Below are 22635 nucleotides of genomic sequence, written 5' to 3'. Positions count from 1 at the left end.
CTCGCCGCTTAGCGGCTGAGCAGATGGGTATAAACCACGTACAGCCCGGCCAGCGCCGCCACGTTGAGCGCTACGCTGATGAAAAACCGCGTCCGGAAGGGCTGCTTTTGCGTTTTATGGCGAAAGCACTGCTGGCCGAGGATGGCCCCCGGCCAGCCTCCCGCCAGGCCCAGCACCAGCAGCGTGGTTTCCGGCACCCGGCGCCAGGCTTTGCGCGCCGCCAGCTTGTCGGCGCCATAGATAAGCCATGTCAGAAGGCTGCTCAGTAAAAACCACATCGCCAGCGGGTAGGGCAGCAGGGCGCTGCCCACGGCGGTGAGCAGCAGCAGGGAATAACATACCAGGTTCAGATTCATAGGGACGTTCACGCCGGCCAGAAGAATGGCGCCACTATAGCCAATTTCCCGGACCGGCGTAAACGCGGCGGGCTATTGGCTACGCTTGCCCCGATGCCGATACAGCCACATCAGCTTATACGCCGCCGGAATGATAAACAGCGACAGCAGCGGGGCGGTGATCATCCCGCCAATCATCGGCGCGGCGATACGGCTCATGACTTCCGAACCGGCGCCGGTGCCCCATAAAATCGGCAGCAGGCCGGCGATAATCACCGCCACGGTCATCGCCTTCGGCCGAACGCGCAGCACCGCCCCCTGGTACAGCGCCTCGTCGAGCTTATCGACGCTGAAAGTCTGCGGATTCTCCAGCGATGGCTCCGCCTCGATGGCGTGGCGCAGGTACATCAGCATCACCACGCCAAATTCTGCCGCCACCCCGGCGAGGGCGATAAAGCCGGTACCGGTGGCCACCGACAGATGGAACCCCATCCAGTAGAGGAACCAGATCCCGCCCACAAGGGCGAACGGCACGCTGGTGATAATCAGCAGTGCTTCGCCGACGCGGCGGAACGCCAGATACAGCAGCACGAAGATAATCATCAGCGTCATCGGCACCATCAGCTTCAGCTTCTGATTGGCGCGCTCCAGCAGCTCAAACTGCCCGGAGTAGGACACACTTATGCCCGGCTTCAGCTTCACCTCCTTGCCGATGGCCTGCTGCAGATCGTGCACTACCGACACCATGTCGCGGTCGCGGGCGTCGATGTAGATCCAACTGGTCGGGCGGGCGTTCTCGGTCTTCAGCATCGATGGTCCGGTGACCACTTTCACCTCAGCCACGTCGCCGAGGACGATCTGTTGCTTCAGCGGCGTGAGGATCGGCAGCTGGCGCAGGGTCTCCGGGCTGTCGCGATAGCTCTGCGGGTAGCGGATGTTGATCGGATAGCGTTCGACGCCCTCCACTGTTTCGCCAACCATCGCCCCGCCGATGGCGGACGAGACGAACAACTGCACGTCGCCGACGGTCATCCCGTAGCGGGCCGCCTTCTCACGCTGAATATCAATGTTGAGATAGCGCCCGCCGACCAGCCGCTCGGCTAACGCTGACGTGACCCCCGGCACGGTGCGCGCCACCACTTCAACTTGTTCGGCGATGGCGTCGATATCGGCCAGGTTAGTGCCGGAAACCTTAATGCCAATCGGGCTCTTGATGCCGGTGGAGAGCATGTCGATGCGGTTGCGGATCGGCGGCACCCACAGGTTCGCCAGCCCTGGCAGACGCACGGTTTTATCCAGCTCGTCGACGATCTTCTCCATGGTCATCCCCGGTCGCCATTGATCCTGCGGCTTGAGCTGAATGGTGGTCTCCACCATCTCCAGCGGCGCCGAGTCGGTGGCGGTTTCGGCTTTGCCGGTTTTGCCGAACACCCGCGCCACTTCCGGCACCGTCATGATCAGCTTATCGGTTTTCTGCAGCATATCCGCCGCCTGCGCAGCGGAGATCCCCGGCAGCGTGGACGGCATATACAGCAGATCGCCCTCGTTGATCTGCGGCAGAAACTCGCCGCCGACCCGGTTAAGCGGCCAGGCAACCGTCAGGATCGACAGGAGCGCAATCAGCAGGGTAGTCTTCGGCCAGTGCAGGACCTTCAGCAGCAGCGGGTGATAAATGCGGATCAAAAAGCGGTTCAGCGGATTGCTGCTCTCCGCCGGGATCCTGCCGCGGATCCAGAAGCCCATCAGGATCGGGATCGCCACGATCGCCAGCAGCGCCGCCCCGGCCATCGACCAGGTTTTGGTGAAGGCCAGCGGACCGAACAGTTTGCCCTCCTGGCCTTCGAGGGTGAAAATCGGGATAAACGACAGGGTGATGATCAGCAGGCTGATAAACAGCGCCGGGCCGACCTCCACCGAGGCCTCGGTAATGATTTTCCAGCGTGTGTCGTTGCTGAGCTTCTCTCCCGGGTGCTGATGTTCCCACTCCTCCAGCCGCTTATGGGCGTTCTCAATCATCACGATGGCGGCATCGACCATCGCCCCCACCGCAATGGCGATCCCGCCCAGCGACATGATGTTGGCGTTGAGCCCCTGGAAATGCATCATGATAAAGGCGAAGCACAGGCCGAGCGGCAGCGAGATAATCGCTACCAGCGCCGAGCGCACGTGCCACAGGAACAGGGCGCAGACCAGGGCGACGACGATAAACTCTTCCAGCAGCTTGTAGCTGAGGTTGTCGATGGCGCGGTCGATAAGCTGGCTGCGGTCGTAGGTGGTGACCACTTCCACCCCTTCCGGCAGGCTGCTTTGCAGCGACGCCAGCTTCGCTTTGACCGCGGAGATCACTTCGCGGGCGTTCTTGCCGGAGCGCAGGATCACCACGCCGCCGGCCACTTCGCCTTCGCCGTTAAGCTCGGCGATTCCGCGGCGCATCTCCGGGCCAATCTGCACCCGCGCGACGTCGCCGAGATAGACCGGCACGCCGTTATCCCCGGTTTTCAGCACGATATTTTTGAAGTCGTCGAGCGTCTGCAGGTAGCCGCTGGCGCGCACCATATATTCGGCTTCCGCCAGTTCGACGGAAGAGCCGCCCGCCTCCTGGTTAGAGGCGTCCAGCGCCGATTTCACTTCGCCGAGACTGATGCCGTACTGGGTCAGCTTCATCGGGTCGACGACAATCTGATACTCCTTGACCACGCCGCCCACCGACGCCACTTCCGAGACGTTAGGGATGGTTTTCAGCTCATATTTTAAGAACCAGTCCTGCAGGGAGCGCAGTTCGGCGAGGTCGTGCTTGCCGCTGCGGTCGACCAGCGCGTACTCGAAGACCCAGCCGACGCCGGTGGCGTCCGGGCCCATTTCGGCGCTGACCCCGGCGGGAAGTTTGCCCTGTACCTGGTTGAGATACTCCAGCACCCGCGAGCGCGCCCAGTAAGGATCGGTGCCGTCTTCAAAAATCACGTACACGTAGGAGTCGCCGAATTGCGAGAAGCCGCGAACCGTTTTGGCGCCGGGGACCGACAGCATGGTGGTGGTCAGCGGCCAGGTGACCTGGTTTTCGACGATCTGCGGCGCCTGTCCCGGATAGCGGGTTTTGACGATCACTTGTACATCAGAGAGATCCGGCAGGGCGTCTACCGGGGTGTGGATGATGGTCCAGGTTCCCCAGATGCTGAGAAACAGCGCCGCCATCATCACCAGGAAGCGGTTGGCCACCGAGCGGCGGATAATCCATTCAATCATGGTTCCGTTCCTTAGTGCGCGTGGGCGGCAGAGGCCGCGGCATCAGGGGCCTGCGCGCGCATGCGCTCCAGCGCGCCGGCGATATTGGCCTCCGAGTCGATCAGGAACAGGCCGCTGGCGACGACTTTCTCACCCTCCTGCAGCCCGCTGCGAATGGCCGTGACGCCGGCGGATTCATGGAATACCTGCACGATTTTCGGCACGAAGCGGCCCTCGTTATCGACGGTGATCACTCGCTGCTCGCTGCCGCTGTCGATCAGCGCTTTGGAGGGGATCAGCAGCATCGGGGCGCTTTCGCTGGTCAGCTGCAGATAGGCGTTCATCCCCGGCTTCAGCGCTTCATCCGGGTTGTTGACCTGCAGGCGCAGCTGCAGGGTGCGGGTGGCGCTATCGACGCTGGGGAGAAGGGTCCATTTGCTGATGCGGAAGGTTTTGCCCGGCCAGGCGGGAACCTGAATGCTGAACTGCGAGGCGTCTTTAATCAGCCAGGCGATGGATTCCGGGACCGCCACGCTGACCCACACCGGATCCATGCCCTGAATTTTCGCCACCACGTTATCTTTGGCGATGTTCATTCCGGCGCGCAGATCGAAGGCGGTAATAACGCCATCGATCGGTGCTTTGAGAGTAAAGCGGGTCTGGATCTTGCGCGTGGCTTTCAGGCGGCGGATATCGTCGTCCGGCATTCCGGCGAGACGCAGCCGCTCGAGGATCCCCTCGACCTGCGTAGCGGTGCCCCCGGTCTCCTGCAATAGCAGATATTCGCTCTGCGCTTCCACCCAGTCCGGGATGGTCAGCTCGAGCAGCGGCGTGCCTTGTTTCACTTTGTCGCCGACGGTCAACGGATAGACTTTATTGATAAAGCCCGCCGCCCGCGCCTGCATAATCACATACTGGTACTCGTTATAGCTGATGTTGGCCGGGAAGGTCTGGGCGTAGCGCAGCGGCCCGCGGGTGACGGCGGCGGTTTTCACCCCAAGATTCTGGGTCTGCGTCGGGTCGATACGCACCCCCGGCGCACCGGCGGCGGCATGCTCCTCATCGGCGTATTTCGGCACCAGATCCATATCCATAAACGGCGATTTACCCGGTTTATCGAAGCGGGTGTTCGGGTACATCGGATCGTACCAGAACAGCACTTTACGCTGCTGCTCGGCCGCCGGAGCGGCAGAGTGGGTTGGAGCCCATCGGGCGTACAGCGCCGCGGTAAGCGCGCCGCCAATCAGCATGCTGCCGAGGATCAACGCCGTATTTTTAAGTGTCAGGGATGCCATGTGTCGTCCATTCAGTTGTTGAGGGGCCTACCGTCGCCGGGCCGTTATTGGGCGCGGATATCCTGCAGCAGCGACAGGTTGCCCTGCTGAACGAAGGTGAAGTCCACGCTGTCGCCATCCTTCACATTGTTGAGCTGCGTCTGCGGGGTGATGGTGAAGCGCATGGTCATCGGCGGCCAGTTCACCGCCGGGATGGCCTCGTGGGCGATAGTGATTTTTTTGTTATCCATATCAATAGCTTTAATGACGCCTTTGCCGCTGATGCTTTGCGCCTGCGGGGCGGCGGCCTGGGCGGCGAACACTGCGCCAGAGAGCAGGGTGAACAGGGTTATTTTAGATAGTGAATTCATCATCAAGACTCCTTGGGTTATTCCATCCAGCCGCCGCCGAGGGCGGTGAACAGGGTGATTTCATTAGCCTGACGGGAATAGTTGAGTTCCAGCAGGGTTTGTCGGGTGGTGAAAATATCGCGCTGGGCGCTCAGGACTTCGATATAGCTGACCGCGCCGTGGCGATAGAGCGCAGTGGCGCGCTGCAGGGTGATATTCAGCGAGGCGAGATAGCGCTGCTGGGCGGCAATTTGATCGGCCAGGCTCTGGCGCAGGGCCAGCGCGTCGGCCACCTCTTTAAAGGCGGACTGGATTTTTTGTTCATAGTTGACCACCTGCTGCTGCTGGCGGATCTCCGCCAGATCGAGGCTGGCCTGATTACGCCCGGCGTTGAAAATCGGCAGTTCGATTTTGGGAATGAAGTTCCACATCGCGCCGCCAGCGTTAAACAGGCTGGAGAGTTCGCTGCTGCTGCCGGAGAGCGAGCTGGTCAGGGTGATCGACGGGAAGAAGGCCGCCCGCGCGGCGCCGATGTTGGCGTTGGCCGCTTGCAGGCTGTGTTCGGCCTCTAAAATATCCGGCCGCTGCAGCAGGATCGCTGAGGAGAGCGATGGCGGCAGGGTTACGCCTTGCAGGTCCACGGCGCTGCTGGCGCTATCGTCCGGCAGATGTTGATAGCTGCCGAGCAGTAGCTGCAGGGCGTTATTGGCCTGCGCCAGCTGGCCCTGACGTTTGGCGATATCGGCGCGGGTGCTTTCGATCATGCCGCGCGCCTGCTCCAGCGCCAGCACGGTGGTGCTCCCGGTCAGCAGCTGTTTTTCAACGAAGGCGTAAGACTGCTGATAGTTCTGTAAGGTATCGTTGGCCACCTGCAGCTGCGCTGCCGCCAGCCGCTGGTTGAAGTAGCTTTGTGAAACGTTAGCAATCAACAGGATATGCACTGCGCGCCGTGCCTCTTCGCTGGCGAAGAAGTTCTGTCGGTCGGCCTCGCTAAGGTTTTTCAGCCGGCCAAAGAAGTCGAGGTCGTAGCTGAGGTTTAAGCCGGCGGCATAATCGCTGCTGGTGGTGGTGTCGCCTTTAAGCTTGGCGCCATAGGTGGTGCTGCCGTCACCGTTCAATTGCGGGTAGCGGTCGGCGCCGGTAACCCGATATTGCGCGCGAGCCTCCTGCACTTTCAGCGTCACCATCCGCAGATCGCGGTTGTTGGCCAGCGCGGTGCTAATCAGGCTTTTCACCTGCGGGTCGACGAAAAAGGTGCGCCAGCCGGTCTCCTGGTAGCCCGCTGTTGCAGTAACCAGCTTGTTCTGGCTGAGAGAGAACTGCTGCGGTACCGGCGCTGCGGGGCGCTGGTAGTCCGGAGCGAGCGACAGACAGCCGGTTAAGGCAAATATCACGCTGAGGGTAAGTAGCTGTATTGAACGCATGGCGGCAGAGGGTTTCGACGATTTATCCATGGCGGCTACTTTACGTAGCGGGCTCTGTTCAGGGCGTGACGGGAAAATGACAAAGCTGTCATTTTCCTGATATTTCATTGCTATCCGGAGGCGCTCCTCTAAAATTGAATACCCGCACAAAGCGCGCGTGAAGGAGCCTGCCGTGAAGATTTTGATTGTCGAAGATGAGAAGAAAACCGGAGAGTACCTGACCAAAGGGCTCACCGAGGCCGGCTTCGTCGTCGACCTGGCCGATAACGGCCTCAACGGCTATCACCTGGCGATGACCAGCGATTACGATCTGCTGATCCTCGACATCATGCTGCCGGATGTGAACGGTTGGGATATCGTGCGCATGCTGCGCGCCGCCGGGAAAGGCATGCCGATCCTGCTGCTTACCGCGTTGGGCACCATTGAGCATCGGGTGAAGGGGCTGGAGCTGGGCGCTGACGACTATCTGGTAAAACCGTTCGCCTTTGCGGAGCTGCTGGCGCGGGTGCGTACTCTGCTGCGCCGCGGGGCGGCGGTCATCGTCGAAAGCCAGTTTCAGGCGGCCGATCTCTGCGTCGATTTGGTCAGCCGCAAGGTGACGCGCGGCGCCACCCGCATCACCCTGACCAGTAAGGAATTCACGCTGCTGGAGTTCTTCCTGCGTCATCAGGGCGAGGTGCTGCCGCGGTCGTTAATTGCTTCGCAGGTTTGGGATATGAACTTCGACAGCGACACTAACGCCATTGACGTGGCGGTGAAGCGGCTGCGCGCCAAAATTGATAACGACTTCGAGCCGAAGCTGATCCAGACCGTGCGCGGCGTCGGCTATATGCTTGAGGTGCCGGATGGCCGCTAAGCGCCCCTTTTCCCTGGCCACCCGGCTGACCTTCTTTATTAGCCTCGCCACCATCATTGCTTTCTTCGCCTTCACCTGGATCATGATCCATTCGGTGAAGGCCCACTTTGAAGAGCGCGACGTTCACGATCTCAGACAGCTCAGCACCACCCTGGAGACGGTCCTCGACCACGCTGACTACCCGCAGGCGCGGCGGCTGGAGATCGTGAAGAATATCATTGCGGGCTACGCCAACGTCTTCATCTGCCTGGACGATGGCCAGGGCAATATTCTCTTCCAGTCGCCCAACGGGCCGGATCTCAGCCATATGCTGAGTACGCCGGGGCTGGCGATGCAGCTCCGCGACGGGAATGTGATTTCATGGACCGACCCGCAGCCGCGGGCAATGGCGCACGATAATCATCCAATGGAAACCCGCGCCTGGCGGCTGATCATGCTGCCGCTGGGCAAGCAGGCGGACGGTAAACCGGCGTACCACCTGCTGATGGCCTTATCCATCGATTTTCACCTGCACTATATTAATGAGCTGAAAGCGAAGCTGATCTCCGCGGCGTCGATAATTAGTTTGCTGATCATCGCCATCGTGCTGTTTGTGGTCTACCAGGGGCATAAGCCGATCCGCCAGATCAGTCGCCAGATCCAGAATATTACCTCGCGGGATCTCGATGTGCGCCTTGACCCGCAGGCGGTGCCTGTCGAGCTGGAGCGGCTGGCGCTGTCGTTTAACCATATGCTGGAGCGCATAGAGGATGTCTTTACCCGCCAGTCCAACTTCTCCGCCGATATCGCCCATGAAATCCGCACGCCGATTACCAACCTGGTGACGCAAACCGAAATCGCCTTAAGCCAGAGCCGCAGCCAGCAGGAGCTGGAAGAGGTGCTTTACTCCAATCTCGAAGAGTTCTCGCGGATGTCGCGGATGGTCAGCGATATGCTGTTCCTCGCTCAGGCGGATAATAACCAGCTGATCCCTGAGCAACAGGCGCTGGATCTGGCCGATGAAGTGCATAAGGTGTTTGAGTTTTTCGAGGCGTGGGCGGAAGAGAAGGCGGTGGCGCTGCGTTTTGTCGGTAGCCCCTGCCGGGTGACGGGCGATCCGCTGATGCTGCGGCGGGCAATCAGCAACCTGCTGTCGAATGCGATCCGCTATACGCCGGCCGGGCAGGCGGTGACCATCCAGTTGAGCGAAAGCGCGGAGACGGTACGCCTGATGGTGGAGAACCCCGGTACGCCGATTGCCGCTGAACATCTGCCACGACTGTTTGACCGTTTCTATCGCGTCGACCCCTCGCGCCAGCGCAAAGGGGAGGGCAGCGGCATCGGCCTGGCGATTGTGAAATCGATTGTCGGAGCCCACCACGGCAGCGTGGCGGCGCAGTCCGATCTGCGCTCGACGCGGTTTATTGTGGTGTTGCCGAAATAGGCGCAATCCGCGAGTGATAGTTGAGTATGTGGCTTTCTGTCGCTATATTAAATGTACGGAAAATAACCGTACATGAAGTTTGCAACAGGCCGGAGATAACGTATGCCCGCACTTAAAAAGCAGCGTATAGATTTGAGATTAACCGATGATGATAAGAGCATCATCGAGGAAGCTGCGGCAATTTCGAATCAGACGATTACCCAGTTTGTGGTTGCCAGTGCCTCAGAACGTGCTGCGGAAGTGATTGAGCAGCACCGCAGAATGGTCCTCAATGAGCAATCATGGAGCCTGGTGATGGAGGCGATTACCCAACCGCCAGCCCCGAATGATCGACTGAAACGTGCAGCGAAGCGTCTACAAACCAGGTAAGGTAGAGCTAATGGAGCAGCAACTGACGATTGAGATGATTGCCGATGCGTTCAGCTACGATATCACTGGATTTGATTGCGGCGAGGAAGCGCTGAATACGTTTTTAAAAGAGCACCTCAAGCGGCAGCACGATGGACAAATCTTAAGGGGTTATGCGCTGGTCTCCGGGGATACCGTTCCCAGGTTGCTGGGTTATTACACCTTATCGGGGAGTTGTTTCGAGCGAGGCATGTTGCCGTCTAAAACTCAGCAAAAGAAAATCCCGTATCAAAATGCGCCAAGCGTAACCCTCGGGCGGCTGGCCATTGATAAATCTGTTCAGGGGCAGGGCTGGGGAGAGATGTTGGTTGCCCATGTGATGCGAGTGGTGTGGGGAGCGTCTAAAGCCGTTGGCATCTACGGATTGTTTGTTGAAGCCCTTAATGAGAAAGCTAAAGCATTCTATCTTCGTCTGGGGTTTATACAGCTCGTGGATGAAAATAGTAACTTACTGTTTTATCCGACCAAATCGATTGAACAGCTCTTTACTGACGATGAGTCATAAAAGAAACCGGGCACGCCAGGCGGCTGCCCGCAGTATCGCGACTCTCTTACTCTTCGAAGTACCAGTAGCCCTGATTAATCAGCCGCGTCAGTTCGCTCACGAACGCCGGATTCTGCAGGCCGCTGCCGAGCTCTTCCTGGCCTAATGAGGTATAGCGACACAGCGCATCCAGCGCTTCGGCATCGGTGGTGTCGAGTTGTTCGCTATGCACGAAGAAGCTGTCGCCGATATGCAGAACGCGCAGGCCGCTCAGGCGGGAAAGCTTTTCACCACCCAGCAGCGCATCGAGCACTTCCTCTTCTTCATACGGTGGTTCCGCCGGCGCAATATCCAGCTCGTGACGCGGGGTGGTGACGAAACTGCCGAACCACTGCTTGAAGTCTTCCGGCTGGCGAATCATATCGATCATCATGGTGCGCAGACGTTCGAGTTCATACTCTTCAACCCGGCCCGGATGCTCGCGGCAGGTGAGGTCCGGATCGCTGTAGTGCTCGCCGCCGAGATCGTTCTCCAGCACATAGTCGGCGAAGCTGCTGATCAGGTCGCGGCCGTTTGGCCCGCGGAAGCCGACGGAGTAGTTCAGGGCGGTTTCGTGGGTTATGCCGTCGTGCGGGAATCCCGGTGGAATATAGAGGATGTCGCCCGGCTGCAGATCTTCATCAATGATCGGTGGGAACGGATCGACGTGCAGCAGTGCCGGATGCGGACAGAACTGACGCATCGGCAGCTTGTCACCCACGCGCCACCGGCGGCTGCCCATGCCCTGAATAATAAAGACGTCATACTGATCGATATGCGGGCCGACACCGCCGCCGGGGACGGAGAAGGAGATCATCAGGTCGTCCAGGCGCCAGTCCGGCAGTACGCGGAACGGGCGCACCAGCTCGGCGGCCGGCATATGCCAGTGGTTTACCGCCTGGGCCAGCAGGGACCAACCGGTTTCGCCCAGCCCGTCGAAATGTTCAAAAGGACCATTGCTGGCCTGCCATTTGCCGTTTTTCAGGCTGACCAGCCGGCTGTCGACTTCCGGCTCCATGGCTAATCCGGCCAGCTCGTCCGGAGTAATCGGGTCGACGAAGTCCGGAAACGCGTTTTTTAATACCACCGGCTGTTTCTGCCAGTATTTTTCTAAAAACTCGGGCCAGTTAATGTTGAGTTGATAAGCCATCGATTATTACCAGTAAGAAGAAACGGGCCTGATTATAGAAATGAGGGCCGGGCGGGCGCATTGTCGTGGGTCAAGAGTGGTGCTTAATTCACCATCGGCGCGATAATGGCGTTGGGTAAGAGAGAAAAATCACATTTTTGCCAAAAACCGATCTTAGCGTAAATTGCGCTGCAGGCCGCATGAACACTGGGATTGAGCCTTTAATGGTAAGAAGATGAATTCGCGAAAAGTTCAAATAATGAGCGGTCGATAAGATTTTTCTATTTTAACGCTTGCTACTTCCGACGAACTCCCTATAATGCGCTCCCACTGACATGGCGGATGTGAATCACTTCACACAAACAGCCGGTTCGGTTGCAGAGAAAAATCCTGAAAAACGGGTTGACTCTGAAAGAGGAAAGCGTAATATACGCCACCTCGCGACAGAGCGCTAAAGCGCGTCGCAACTGCTCTTTAACAATTTATCAGACAATCTGTGTGGGCACTCAAAGTGACATGGATTCTTAACGTCCTCGGACGAAAAATGAATACCAAGTCTCAAGAGTGAACACGTAATTCATTACGAAGTTTAATTCTTTGAGCATCAAACTTAAATTGAAGAGTTTGATCATGGCTCAGATTGAACGCTGGCGGCAGGCCTAACACATGCAAGTCGAGCGGTAGCACAGAGAGCTTGCTCTCGGGTGACGAGCGGCGGACGGGTGAGTAATGTCTGGGAAACTGCCTGATGGAGGGGGATAACTACTGGAAACGGTAGCTAATACCGCATAATGTCGCAAGACCAAAGTGGGGGACCTTCGGGCCTCATGCCATCAGATGTGCCCAGATGGGATTAGCTAGTAGGTGGGGTAACGGCTCACCTAGGCGACGATCCCTAGCTGGTCTGAGAGGATGACCAGCCACACTGGAACTGAGACACGGTCCAGACTCCTACGGGAGGCAGCAGTGGGGAATATTGCACAATGGGCGCAAGCCTGATGCAGCCATGCCGCGTGTGTGAAGAAGGCCTTCGGGTTGTAAAGCACTTTCAGCGGGGAGGAAGGCGTTAAGGTTAATAACCTTGGCGATTGACGTTACCCGCAGAAGAAGCACCGGCTAACTCCGTGCCAGCAGCCGCGGTAATACGGAGGGTGCAAGCGTTAATCGGAATTACTGGGCGTAAAGCGCACGCAGGCGGTCTGTCAAGTCGGATGTGAAATCCCCGGGCTCAACCTGGGAACTGCATTCGAAACTGGCAGGCTAGAGTCTTGTAGAGGGGGGTAGAATTCCAGGTGTAGCGGTGAAATGCGTAGAGATCTGGAGGAATACCGGTGGCGAAGGCGGCCCCCTGGACAAAGACTGACGCTCAGGTGCGAAAGCGTGGGGAGCAAACAGGATTAGATACCCTGGTAGTCCACGCCGTAAACGATGTCGATTTGGAGGTTGTGCCCTTGAGGCGTGGCTTCCGGAGCTAACGCGTTAAATCGACCGCCTGGGGAGTACGGCCGCAAGGTTAAAACTCAAATGAATTGACGGGGGCCCGCACAAGCGGTGGAGCATGTGGTTTAATTCGATGCAACGCGAAGAACCTTACCTGGTCTTGACATCCACAGAACTTTCCAGAGATGGATTGGTGCCTTCGGGAACTGTGAGACAGGTGCTGCATGGCTGTCGTCAGCTCGTGTTGTGAAATGTTGGGTTAAGTCCCGCAACGAGCGCAACCCTTATCCTTTGTTGCCAGCGGTTCGGCCGGGAACTCAAAGGAGACTGCCAGTGATAAACTGGAGGAAGGTGGGGATGACGTCAAGTCATCATGGCCCTTACGACCAGGGCTACACACGTGCTACAATGGCATATACAAAGAGAAGCGACCTCGCGAGAGCAAGCGGACCTCATAAAGTATGTCGTAGTCCGGATTGGAGTCTGCAACTCGACTCCATGAAGTCGGAATCGCTAGTAATCGTAGATCAGAATGCTACGGTGAATACGTTCCCGGGCCTTGTACACACCGCCCGTCACACCATGGGAGTGGGTTGCAAAAGAAGTAGGTAGCTTAACCTTCGGGAGGGCGCTTACCACTTTGTGATTCATGACTGGGGTGAAGTCGTAACAAGGTAACCGTAGGGGAACCTGCGGTTGGATCACCTCCTTACCTTAAAGAACCTGCCTTTGTAGTGCTCACACAGATTGTCTGATGAAAGTAGAGAAGCAAGGCGTCTTGCGATTGAGACTTCAGTGTCCCCTTCGTCTAGAGGCCCAGGACACCGCCCTTTCACGGCGGTAACAGGGGTTCGAATCCCCTAGGGGACGCCACTTGCTGGTTCGTGAGTGAAAGACGCGTGCCGAACTATCTCAAAACTCATCTTCGGGTGATGTTTGAGATATTTGCTCTTTAAAAATCTGGATCAAGCTGAAAATTGAAACGACACACAGTTAATGTGTGTTCGAGTCTCTCAAATTTTCGCAATCAGAAGTGAAACATCTTCGGGTTGTGAGGTTAAGCGACTAAGCGTACACGGTGGATGCCCTGGCAGTCAGAGGCGATGAAGGACGTGCTAATCTGCGAAAAGCGTCGGTAAGGTGATATGAACCGTTATAGCCGGCGATGTCCGAATGGGGAAACCCAGTGCAATTCGTTGCACTATCGTTAACTGAATACATAGGTTAACGAGGCGAACCGGGGGAACTGAAACATCTAAGTACCCCGAGGAAAAGAAATCAACCGAGATTCCCCCAGTAGCGGCGAGCGAACGGGGAGCAGCCCAGAGTCTGAATCAGCTTGTGTGTTAGTGGAACGGTCTGGAAAGTCCGACGGTACAGGGTGATAGTCCCGTACACCAAAATGCACAGGCTGTGAACTCGAAGAGTAGGGCGGGACACGTGGTATCCTGTCTGAATATGGGGGGACCATCCTCCAAGGCTAAATACTCCTGACTGACCGATAGTGAACCAGTACCGTGAGGGAAAGGCGAAAAGAACCCCGGCGAGGGGAGTGAAAAAGAACCTGAAACCGTGTACGTACAAGCAGTGGGAGCACCTTCGGGTGTGACTGCGTACCTTTTGTATAATGGGTCAGCGACTTATATTCTGTAGCAAGGTTAACCGTATAGGGGAGCCGCAGGGAAACCGAGTCTTAACTGGGCGTTAAGTTGCAGGGTATAGACCCGAAACCCGGTGATCTAGCCATGGGCAGGTTGAAGGTTGGGTAACACTAACTGGAGGACCGAACCGACTAATGTTGAAAAATTAGCGGATGACTTGTGGCTGGGGGTGAAAGGCCAATCAAACCGGGAGATAGCTGGTTCTCCCCGAAAGCTATTTAGGTAGCGCCTCGTGAATTCATCTTCGGGGGTAGAGCACTGTTTCGGCTAGGGGGTCATCCCGACTTACCAACCCGATGCAAACTACGAATACCGAAGAATGTTATCACGGGAGACACACGGCGGGTGCTAACGTCCGTCGTGAAGAGGGAAACAACCCAGACCGCCAGCTAAGGTCCCAAAGTCATGGTTAAGTGGGAAACGATGTGGGAAGGCACAGACAGCCAGGATGTTGGCTTAGAAGCAGCCATCATTTAAAGAAAGCGTAATAGCTCACTGGTCGAGTCGGCCTGCGCGGAAGATGTAACGGGGCTAAACCATGCACCGAAGCTGCGGCAGCGACACTATGTGTTGTTGGGTAGGGGAGCGTTCTGTAAGCCTGCGAAGGTGACCTGTGAGGGTTGCTGGAGGTATCAGAAGTGCGAATGCTGACATAAGTAACGATAAAGCGGGTGAAAAGCCCGCTCGCCGGAAGACCAAGGGTTCCTGTCCAACGTTAATCGGGGCAGGGTGAGTCGACCCCTAAGGCGAGGCCGAAAGGCGTAGTCGATGGGAAACAGGTTAATATTCCTGTACTTGGTGTTACTGCGAAGGGGGGACGGAGAAGGCTATGTTAGCCGGGCGACGGTTGTCCCGGTTTAAGCATGTAGGCTGGTTATCCAGGCAAATCCGGATAATCAAGGCTGAGGTGTGATGACGAGGCACTACGGTGCTGAAGTAACAAATGCCCTGCTTCCAGGAAAAGCCTCTAAGCATCAGGTAACATCAAATCGTACCCCAAACCGACACAGGTGGTCAGGTAGAGAATACCAAGGCGCTTGAGAGAACTCGGGTGAAGGAACTAGGCAAAATGGTGCCGTAACTTCGGGAGAAGGCACGCTGGTGTGTAGGTGAAGTCCCTGCGGATGGAGCTGAGACCAGTCGAAGATACCAGCTGGCTGCAACTGTTTATTAAAAACACAGCACTGTGCAAACACGAAAGTGGACGTATACGGTGTGACGCCTGCCCGGTGCCGGAAGGTTAATTGATGGGGTTATCCGTAAGGAGAAGCTCTTGATCGAAGCCCCGGTAAACGGCGGCCGTAACTATAACGGTCCTAAGGTAGCGAAATTCCTTGTCGGGTAAGTTCCGACCTGCACGAATGGCGTAATGATGGCCAGGCTGTCTCCACCCGAGACTCAGTGAAATTGAACTCGCTGTGAAGATGCAGTGTACCCGCGGCAAGACGGAAAGACCCCGTGAACCTTTACTATAGCTTGACACTGAACATTGAGCCTTGATGTGTAGGATAGGTGGGAGGCTTTGAAGCGTGGACGCCAGTCTGCGTGGAGCCAACCTTGAAATACCACCCTTTAATGTTTGATGTTCTAACGTTGGCCCCTTACCGGGGTTGCGGACAGTGTCTGGTGGGTAGTTTGACTGGGGCGGTCTCCTCCCAAAGCGTAACGGAGGAGCACGAAGGTTAGCTAATCCTGGTCGGACATCAGGAGGTTAGTGCAATGGCATAAGCTAGCTTGACTGCGAGCGTGACGGCGCGAGCAGGTGCGAAAGCAGGTCATAGTGATCCGGTGGTTCTGAATGGAAGGGCCATCGCTCAACGGATAAAAGGTACTCCGGGGATAACAGGCTGATACCGCCCAAGAGTTCATATCGACGGCGGTGTTTGGCACCTCGATGTCGGCTCATCACATCCTGGGGCTGAAGTAGGTCCCAAGGGTATGGCTGTTCGCCATTTAAAGTGGTACGCGAGCTGGGTTTAGAACGTCGTGAGACAGTTCGGTCCCTATCTGCCGTGGGCGCTGGAGAATTGAGGGGGGCTGCTCCTAGTACGAGAGGACCGGAGTGGACGCATCACTGGTGTTCGGGTTGTCATGCCAATGGCACTGCCCGGTAGCTAAATGCGGAAGAGATAAGTGCTGAAAGCATCTAAGCACGAAACTTGCCCCGAGATGAGTTCTCCCTGAGACTTTAAGTCTCCTGAAGGAACGTTAAAGACGATGACGTTGATAGGCCGGGTGTGTAAGCGCAGCGATGCGTTGAGCTAACCGGTACTAATGAACCGTGAGGCTTAACCTTACAACGCCGAAGATGTTTTGGCGGATTGAGAGAATTTTCAGCTCTGATACAGATTAATCGATACGTTGGTGAAACGTGTTGATAAAACAGAATTTGCCTGGCGGCACTAGCGCGGTGGTCCCACCTGACCCCATGCCGAACTCAGAAGTGAAACGCCGTAGCGCCGATGGTAGTGTGGGGTCTCCCCATGTGAGAGTAGGGAACTGCCAGGCATCAAACAAGTGAAGAGCCCATCCTGCCGGATGGGCTTTTTGCGTTTCTGGCGTCCGGCCAGCGTGCCGGTATGTCTCCCCGGTGGCGCTGCGCTTACCGGGGCTACGGATCCGACACGGGGCTACGTCCCTGTGGCCGGACAAGGTGCGCAGCACCGCCTTTATTGCTTCGCAAAATAGCGTGACGAATGCTTGTGGCATGGTCAACCGGATAGTGAATTTACCGGATGATATAAGTCGGAAAATAATTATCAGCAGCTACGATTAATATTATTTCTTTATTTCAGCGCCATTATATTGTGCCCCGGTAAAATAATGATGCGGCCTCTTCCTCCCACAAAATAACGCGTTTACGCTTCAGAAAAAATATTTCCGTGACTGGATACTTCGCTTCCGGATTTATTGTGGCGAACGGTATGCTTCTTCCCTGTTTTTGTCTAAATGAGCTTTATCATTAACACTTTGTTAACTTGATCTGGTTTATATGGCAGCAAATTTGATATACAAAGGGGGATGATTGCCTGTATGGATGCTGCCCGAAATACCTTGCGAAACATAGACTGGTTCTCGGCTGGCAAATGAGAATAGAAATGAAAATCCTGCTTAACTGGTCGCCATTGCGCCAGCTCTTCACTTACATTCAGGAGCGCTTTACCTTTCTGGTGCTGCTCTGCTGGCCAGCGATTATCTGGTTGTTCTGCCGGGTCGGCGTGTGGCTCACCGATAACGTTTATGAACTGCTGGGAAAATCACCCGCCCAGTCCTTCACCGTGTATCTGCAGCCGTTTATGACCCCCGGCACGCTGCTGCGCATCTCCATCAGCTGGGTGGTGTTGCTGTTCATTCTCTTCAGTATGGCGATGGCCTTCACCTGGGGTTTACGTCGCTTTATGAATCGCCATAAATAAACCATTCGGCCGCCGTAAGTCGACGGCCCTTCTTAAGCCTTTATGCCATCTCACCAATAGTCTTACGAAAACGCAGCAACGCGATAGTAAAGAACACTCCGCCGATAGCCAGCAAGGTTAAGAACTGCGGCCAGACGATGGCGAAGCTGGCGCCTCGATACAATATCGCCTGCGCCAGGCTGACGAAGTGGGTGGTCGGCATGGTCAACATAATATCCTGTACCAGCTGCGGCATACTTTCTCGCGGCGTGGATCCGCCGGAGAGCATCTGCAGCGGCAGTAAGACCAGGATCATCAGCAGCCCCAGCTGCGGCATCGAGCGGGCGAGGGTGCCCATAAAAATGCCGATCGAGGTAGTGGCGAACAGGCTGAGCGCCACCCCCAGCATAAACAGGGTAATCGACCCTTCAATGGGTACCTGTAAAATCCCCTGCACCATCAGCACCAGCGACAGCCCGGACACCACCAGCACCACCAGACCCATCGACCAGATCTTAGCCAGCATAATTTCAAACGGCGTGACCGGCATCACCAGCAGATGCTCAATGGTGCCATGTTCTCGCTCGCGGATCAGCGCCGAACCGGTGAGGACAATGGCCAGCATGGTGATATTGTTGATGATCGCCATCACCGCGCCAAAGCGCTCCTGCTCAAGGTTAGGATTAAAACGCATCCTGACCGCCAGCTCTACCGGCAGCACGCTGTTATCCCGATAGCGGGCGATAAAACTGTTTACTTCGCCGGTGATAATATTCTGGATGTAACCGTTGCCGGTAAAGGCCTGACTCATGCGCGTGGCGTCGACGTTGACCTGGATTTCCGGCTGCCGACCGGCCAGTACATCGCGCTGGAAGTTAGGCGGGATGTTGATGGCGAACGTGTAGCGCCCGGCATCCAGCCCGGCGTCCATCTCATCAGCGGTGATCAGCTCCGGCTCAAGAAACCAGGGACGGTAAAAAGCGTTAATAATGCGTGAGGAGAGCTGTGATTTATCCATATCAGCAACCGCGATCGGCGCCAGGTGCAGCGAACCGGGCATCACCGTGGCCGAGGAGTACACCGACACGGTAAACGCAAACACGATCAGCGCCAGCATCGCTTTATCACCGAGCAGGCTGCGCAGCTCTTTGACGCCAAGATTATAAATATTGCGTAATCCGCGCATCATCCCTCCTGTTTCTTCAGCAGCAGCACGCTCAACCCGAGCACCAGCGGCACCGCAATCAGTAGCGGAATGAATGAGCCCCACAAATCGCTAATATTCAGCGCTTTGGAAAAGGTCCCGCGGGCGATAGTCAGGAAGTGGCTGGTCGGGTAGATTTGCCCAATCCAGCGTCCGGGACCTTCCAGCGAGGCCACCGGATCGATCATTCCGGAAAACTGGGTTGCCGGGATCAGCGTAATAATCGCGGTACCGAAAATAGCGGCGATTTGGCTCTTCATAAAGGTTGAGATCAGCAGCCCCAGACCAGTGGCGATGGTGACATACAGCAGCGCCGCCAGGGTCAGCGTCAGGAAACTCCCCTTATGCGCGACGCCAAAGACAAAGACCGACAGCGCGCACAGCAGGAAGAAGTTAAACATCCCCAGTACGATGTAAGGCAGCTGCTTGCCGAGCAGGAACTCGCTACGGGTGGTCGGCGTCACGTACAAGTTGATAATCGACCCGAGCTCTTTCTCACGTACTACGCTCAGGGCGCTGAGCATCGCCGGGATCATCATCAGCAGCAGCGGGATCACCGCCGGGACGATGGCCGGCAGGCTCTTCACGTCTGGATTGTAGCGATAGCGGGTCTCGATGGAGATGAGCGAGGTATCGCGCTGCGGGCTGCTCTGCCGGCCGGCCATCTCCTGCAGCCAGGCCAGATGCATCGCCTGTACGTAGCCGCGCACGGTTTCCGCGCGGTTGGGCATCGCGCCGTCCACCCACACGCCGATTTGCACCGGCGTGCCGCGGGCGATATCGCGACCAAAGTTCGGCGGGATCTCTATCGCCACCGCCAGCTCGCCGTCGCGCATCCGGCGGTCCAGTTCGTCATAGCTGTGCAGCGGCGCCTGTTCGATAAAGTAGCGTGAGCCAGCGAGATTCTGCGACCAGCCCTGGCTGCTGAGGGTTTGATCGCGGTCGAGGACGGCAAAGCGCAGATCCTCAACGTCCATGCTGATCCCATACCCCATGATAAACATCAGGATCACCGTCCCCAGCAGCGCCAGCGTCGATCGTACCGGATCGCGGCGCAGCTCCAGCGCCTCGCGGCGGCTATAGCTAAACAGCCGGCGAAGACTGAAGGCCTGCCGTGGAGCCGTATGTCCGGAATGCGATGCCACAGCAGACGTGGGTTCTTCTGGTACTGGAGAGGACGGCTGGGCCTCTTTAAGCCAGGCGATAAACGCCTCTTCCAGGCTGTTTGAACCGCGCTGCTCGACCAGCGCCTGCGGCGTATCGCTGGCCAGCACTTTGCCGGCGTGCATCAGGGAGATACGATCGCAGCGTTCCGCCTCATTCATAAAGTGGGTGGAGATAAAAATGGTCACCTGATCCTGCCGCGCGAGGTCTACCATCAGCTGCCAGAACATATCCCGCGCCACCGGGTCGACGCCGGAGGTCGGCTCGTCGAGGATCAGCATCTCCGGGCGATGGATGACCGCCACCGCTAACGACAGGCGCTGACGGATCCCCAGCGGCAGATCGGCGGGAAGCGCGTCTTCAACCTCGGTCAGCATAAAGCGCTCGCACATTTCCGCCACCCGGCCGGGGATTTCGCCGTCCGGAATATGGAACAGGCGGGCGTGCAGTTCGAGGTTTTGCCGCACGCTCAGTTCGCTGTAAAGCGAGAAGGCCTGCGACATATAGCCCACCCGCTGGCGGGTGGCGATATCCTTCGGGTCGACCGGCTGGCCGAACAGCCAGGCTTCACCTTCGCTGGCGGGCAGCAGGCCGGTGAGCATCTTCATGGTGGTGGATTTGCCGCAGCCGTTGGAGCCGAGGAAGCCGAAGATTTCACCGCGGGCGATGCGGAAATTAACGTGGTCGACGGCAACAAAGTTGCCAAAGCGCATGGTCAGGCCGCGCGCTTCGATGGCGATCTCTTCCTCACGGCTGTCGCGCGGTGGGATAACTACCGCCCTATGCGCCTGACGCTGTGCTTCTGGCAGCAGGGCGATAAACGCCTGCTCCAGGGTCTGGCTGCCGGTCTGGGCTTTGAGCTCTGCGGCGCTGCCGGTCGCCAGCACCTCGCCGGCGTTCATCGCCACCAGCCAGTCAAATCGCTCGGCCTCTTCCATGTAGGCGGTGGCCACCAGCACGCTCATCGCCGGCTGGCGCTGGCGAATACTGTCGATAAGCTCCCAGAACTGCGCCCGGGAGAGGGGATCGACGCCGGTGGTCGGTTCATCAAGGATCAGCAGCTGCGGATCGTGGATCAGCGCGCAGCACAGGCCGAGCTTTTGCTTCATCCCACCGGAGAGTTTTCCGGCGGGGCGATCGCGAAACGGCGCCAGCCCGGTACTCTGCAGCAGCTCGTTGATGCGCAGTTCGCGCTCGGCTTTATCGTGGCCGAACAGGCGGGCGAAGAAGTCGACGTTTTCATACACCGAGAGAGTGTGATAGAGGTTTTTCCCCAGTCCCTGCGGCATCCACGCGATTTTCGGACACACCTCGCGGCGGTGATGCACATCGCGCATATCGCCGCCAAGCACCATCACGTTCCCCTGCTCGATGGTCCGCGCCCCGGCGATCAGCGAAAGCAGGCTCGATTTGCCGACGCCGTCCGGGCCAATCAGGCCAACCATACGCCGTGCCGGGATCGCCAGACTGATATCGCGCAGCGCGATGGTGGCGCCAAACTGCTGACCAACATGTTCCAGCAGGGCGACGGGGGGCGAGGTATCCTGCGGCGTCAGTTTCATTGCGGCAACCTCACCGCCAGGGCTTCAGGCCAGGGTTGTTGTTTATCCAGCCGTACGTAAGCCATACCGGGCAGGCCGGTTTTGACATACTCCAGGTGTTGCGCCAGCAGCTCCGGCGGGATACGCGCTTTGACGCGGAACATTAGCTTCAGGCGCTCGTCGCTGGTCTCGACCGTTTTCGGCGTGAACTGGGCGACGCTGGCGACAAAGCTGATATTGGCCGGGATCACCAGATCCGGCGCGGCATCAAGGACCAAGCGCGCTTCGCTGCCGAGCGCCAGCAGACCTGCCTGTTCGGTGGGCAGAAAGAAGGTCATATAGACATCGGCGAGATCGACCATGTTCAGTACCCGGCCACCGGCGGCCAGGACTTCGCCTAGCTCAGCGACGCGATACTGAATGCGGCCGTCGCGAGGGGCTTTCAGCTCGCTATCGTCAATATCGGCGAGGATCCGCCGCTCGGTCGCCTGGGCGGCTTCGACGCGGGTTTGCGCCTGAATAATGCTGGTGCGGGCAGCTTCGATGGCGGCGCGGGCGGCGGAGACCTGGGCTTTCGCCGATTCCAGCGCCGCGCGGGCGCTCTCTGCGGCCGCGCGATCGTCATCCAGCTGCTGGGCGGAGACGGCGCCACGCTGGGAGAGGGTGTTGGAGCGAACATGGCGTTTCGCCGTGGAATCCAGCTCCGCCTGACGCTGCTTCACTACCGCTTCGCTGGCGCGCATTTCACTTTGTCGCTGATTGAGCAAGGCTCTGGCGGCCAGGACCGCGCTTTCCGCCTCCTTGATTTGTGCGGCGGCTTCAAGACGCTGCTCGTTCAGTACCCGGGTATCCATTCTCGCCAGCACCTCTCCCTGGTGCACGAACTGACCCTCTTTGACCAGAATGGTGTCGATACGCCCGGCGATTTTACTGGCAATATCGACTTCGGTGGCTTCGATTCGGCCGTTGCTGCTGGCAAACCCCGCCGGGAGTCCCGGCGGGCGCAGCAGCCACCATGCGGCGGCGGCGAGCACCACCAGTAAGCCGACAAAATACCCTGCCCAACGTTTCTTTATTTTGTCCATACGCGACTCGCTTGATTCCCTGTGCTGAGTGGTGCGCGTGTTTCCTCCGGCGGGCGGAGCGTCCTTCTTGCGAAGGACGAAAAAGTGGAGGGAGGGCCGCTGACGCCGCGCTCTGCCGCGCCGATGCGCAGCCGCTCGCTGGGCTACTTATGTGGTCATCATCAGCGATCCTGGCCTTAATGAAACACGCATAGTGAGAGC

Annotated in this window: 14 protein-coding genes, 1 tRNA gene and 3 rRNA genes; 9 read left to right on the top strand and 9 right to left on the bottom strand. The window is 57.7% G+C overall.

Annotation, left to right across the window (positions count from 1 at the left end):
• Positions 1-8: 8 nt before the first annotated feature.
• The 5 genes from OHJ17_RS22345 to OHJ17_RS22325 form a co-directional block, all read right to left on the bottom strand.
• Positions 9-356, bottom strand: coding sequence for a DUF1294 domain-containing protein (locus tag OHJ17_RS22345; RefSeq protein ID WP_004177568.1), 348 nt, complete (start codon positions 354-356; stop codon positions 9-11).
• A 72-nt stretch (positions 357-428) separates the two neighbouring features.
• Positions 429-3578 carry a CusA/CzcA family heavy metal efflux RND transporter gene (locus tag OHJ17_RS22340; protein WP_032433798.1) on the bottom strand — a complete coding sequence of 1050 codons (3150 nt, stop codon included), beginning with the start codon at positions 3576-3578 and terminating at the stop codon, positions 429-431.
• Between the two features lie 11 nt (positions 3579-3589).
• Positions 3590-4852 carry an efflux RND transporter periplasmic adaptor subunit gene (locus tag OHJ17_RS22335; RefSeq protein WP_004177564.1) on the bottom strand — a complete coding sequence of 421 codons (1263 nt, stop codon included), beginning with the start codon at positions 4850-4852 and terminating at the stop codon, positions 3590-3592.
• Positions 4853-4896: 44 nt separating this feature from the next.
• Positions 4897-5202, bottom strand: a complete 306-nt coding sequence (gene cusF, locus OHJ17_RS22330) for a cation efflux system protein CusF (RefSeq protein ID WP_032432083.1) — start codon at positions 5200-5202, stop codon at positions 4897-4899.
• A 17-nt stretch (positions 5203-5219) separates the two neighbouring features.
• The gene (locus tag OHJ17_RS22325; RefSeq protein ID WP_032431458.1) at positions 5220-6605 is read right to left on the bottom strand and encodes an efflux transporter outer membrane subunit; all 1386 of its coding nucleotides are present in this window, start codon (positions 6603-6605) and stop codon (positions 5220-5222) included.
• Positions 6606-6777: 172 nt separating this feature from the next.
• Between OHJ17_RS22325 and cusR the strand changes: the two genes are divergently transcribed.
• From cusR to kacT, 4 genes are all read left to right on the top strand, one after another.
• Positions 6778-7461: a copper response regulator transcription factor CusR gene (cusR, locus tag OHJ17_RS22320; protein WP_032105399.1), complete on the top strand. Its 684-nt coding sequence runs from the start codon at positions 6778-6780 to the stop codon at positions 7459-7461.
• Entirely contained in the window at positions 7451-8884 is a 1434-nt protein-coding gene (locus OHJ17_RS22315) for a Cu(+)/Ag(+) sensor histidine kinase (RefSeq protein ID WP_023288193.1), read from the top strand. The genes cusR and OHJ17_RS22315 overlap by 11 nt, the downstream gene beginning before the upstream one ends.
• Positions 8885-8986: 102 nt before the next feature.
• Positions 8987-9253: a type II toxin-antitoxin system antitoxin KacA gene (gene kacA, locus OHJ17_RS22310; protein ID WP_002887278.1), complete on the top strand. Its 267-nt coding sequence runs from the start codon at positions 8987-8989 to the stop codon at positions 9251-9253.
• 10 nt (positions 9254-9263) lie between these two features.
• Entirely contained in the window at positions 9264-9797 is a 534-nt protein-coding gene (gene kacT, locus OHJ17_RS22305) for a type II toxin-antitoxin system toxin KacT (RefSeq protein WP_002887280.1), read from the top strand.
• 46 nt (positions 9798-9843) lie between these two features.
• Here kacT and OHJ17_RS22300 read toward each other — a convergent pair whose 3' ends face one another.
• Positions 9844-10965, bottom strand: a complete 1122-nt coding sequence (locus OHJ17_RS22300; RefSeq protein ID WP_009309849.1) for a ribosomal protein uL16 3-hydroxylase — start codon at positions 10963-10965, stop codon at positions 9844-9846.
• Between the two features lie 591 nt (positions 10966-11556).
• On the opposite strand from OHJ17_RS22300, the gene OHJ17_RS22295 reads away from it, so the two are divergent.
• The 5 genes from OHJ17_RS22295 to OHJ17_RS22275 all read left to right on the top strand — a co-directional run bounded on the left by OHJ17_RS22295 (position 11557) and on the right by OHJ17_RS22275 (position 17461).
• A 16S ribosomal RNA gene (locus tag OHJ17_RS22295) occupies positions 11557-13096 on the top strand.
• A gap of 85 nt (positions 13097-13181) precedes the next feature.
• Positions 13182-13257, top strand: a tRNA-Glu gene (locus tag OHJ17_RS22290).
• Between the two features lie 182 nt (positions 13258-13439).
• Positions 13440-16341 (top strand): 23S ribosomal RNA (locus tag OHJ17_RS22285).
• Between the two features lie 96 nt (positions 16342-16437).
• Positions 16438-16553: ribosomal RNA gene (gene rrf / locus OHJ17_RS22280) — 5S ribosomal RNA — on the top strand.
• The 16S, 23S and 5S rRNA genes sit together here with 1 tRNA gene alongside, the layout of an rRNA operon.
• A 590-nt stretch (positions 16554-17143) precedes the next feature.
• Complete coding sequence (locus OHJ17_RS22275) at positions 17144-17461, top strand: hypothetical protein (protein WP_002887322.1); 318 nt, start codon at positions 17144-17146, stop codon at positions 17459-17461.
• A 40-nt stretch (positions 17462-17501) separates the two neighbouring features.
• Here OHJ17_RS22275 and OHJ17_RS22270 read toward each other — a convergent pair whose 3' ends face one another.
• Genes OHJ17_RS22270 through OHJ17_RS22260 form a run of 3 tightly spaced genes read right to left on the bottom strand, consistent with a single transcriptional unit; the run spans position 17502 to position 22434 of the window.
• Positions 17502-18626: an ABC transporter permease gene (locus OHJ17_RS22270; RefSeq protein WP_023313904.1), complete on the bottom strand. Its 1125-nt coding sequence runs from the start codon at positions 18624-18626 to the stop codon at positions 17502-17504.
• Positions 18626-21370, bottom strand: coding sequence for a ribosome-associated ATPase/putative transporter RbbA (gene rbbA / locus OHJ17_RS22265; protein WP_032433799.1), 2745 nt, complete (start codon positions 21368-21370; stop codon positions 18626-18628). Before rbbA ends, OHJ17_RS22270 begins: the two co-directional genes overlap by 1 nt.
• Positions 21367-22434 (bottom strand): HlyD family secretion protein, encoded by a 1068-nt coding sequence (locus OHJ17_RS22260; RefSeq protein WP_250950023.1) that lies wholly within the window; start codon positions 22432-22434, stop codon positions 21367-21369. Before OHJ17_RS22260 ends, rbbA begins: the two co-directional genes overlap by 4 nt.
• Between the last annotated feature and the right edge of the window lie 201 nt (positions 22435-22635).

This window comes from Klebsiella sp. KP20-425-1 (assembly GCF_025813515.1).
GTDB classification, from domain to species: domain Bacteria; phylum Pseudomonadota; class Gammaproteobacteria; order Enterobacterales; family Enterobacteriaceae; genus Klebsiella; species Klebsiella pneumoniae.
The sequence above is the reverse complement of the archived record's forward strand: the minus strand, read 5'-3'. Positions and strand labels throughout refer to the sequence as shown.

Coding starts and splice junctions, on each gene's coding strand:
- rbbA (WP_032433799.1), bottom strand. CDS start 21,370: ATGAAACTGACGCCGCAGGATACCTCGCCCCCCGTCGCCCTGCTGGAA.
- OHJ17_RS22345 (WP_004177568.1), bottom strand. CDS start 356: ATGAATCTGAACCTGGTATGTTATTCCCTGCTGCTGCTCACCGCCGTG.
- OHJ17_RS22300 (WP_009309849.1), bottom strand. CDS start 10,965: ATGGCTTATCAACTCAACATTAACTGGCCCGAGTTTTTAGAAAAATAC.
- cusF (WP_032432083.1), bottom strand. CDS start 5,202: ATGAATTCACTATCTAAAATAACCCTGTTCACCCTGCTCTCTGGCGCA.
- OHJ17_RS22270 (WP_023313904.1), bottom strand. CDS start 18,626: ATGCGCGGATTACGCAATATTTATAATCTTGGCGTCAAAGAGCTGCGC.
- kacA (WP_002887278.1), top strand. CDS start 8,987: ATGCCCGCACTTAAAAAGCAGCGTATAGATTTGAGATTAACCGATGAT.
- kacT (WP_002887280.1), top strand. CDS start 9,264: ATGGAGCAGCAACTGACGATTGAGATGATTGCCGATGCGTTCAGCTAC.
- OHJ17_RS22340 (WP_032433798.1), bottom strand. CDS start 3,578: ATGATTGAATGGATTATCCGCCGCTCGGTGGCCAACCGCTTCCTGGTG.
- OHJ17_RS22335 (WP_004177564.1), bottom strand. CDS start 4,852: ATGGCATCCCTGACACTTAAAAATACGGCGTTGATCCTCGGCAGCATG.
- OHJ17_RS22325 (WP_032431458.1), bottom strand. CDS start 6,605: ATGCGTTCAATACAGCTACTTACCCTCAGCGTGATATTTGCCTTAACC.
- OHJ17_RS22260 (WP_250950023.1), bottom strand. CDS start 22,434: ATGGACAAAATAAAGAAACGTTGGGCAGGGTATTTTGTCGGCTTACTG.
- OHJ17_RS22275 (WP_002887322.1), top strand. CDS start 17,144: ATGAAAATCCTGCTTAACTGGTCGCCATTGCGCCAGCTCTTCACTTAC.
- OHJ17_RS22315 (WP_023288193.1), top strand. CDS start 7,451: ATGGCCGCTAAGCGCCCCTTTTCCCTGGCCACCCGGCTGACCTTCTTT.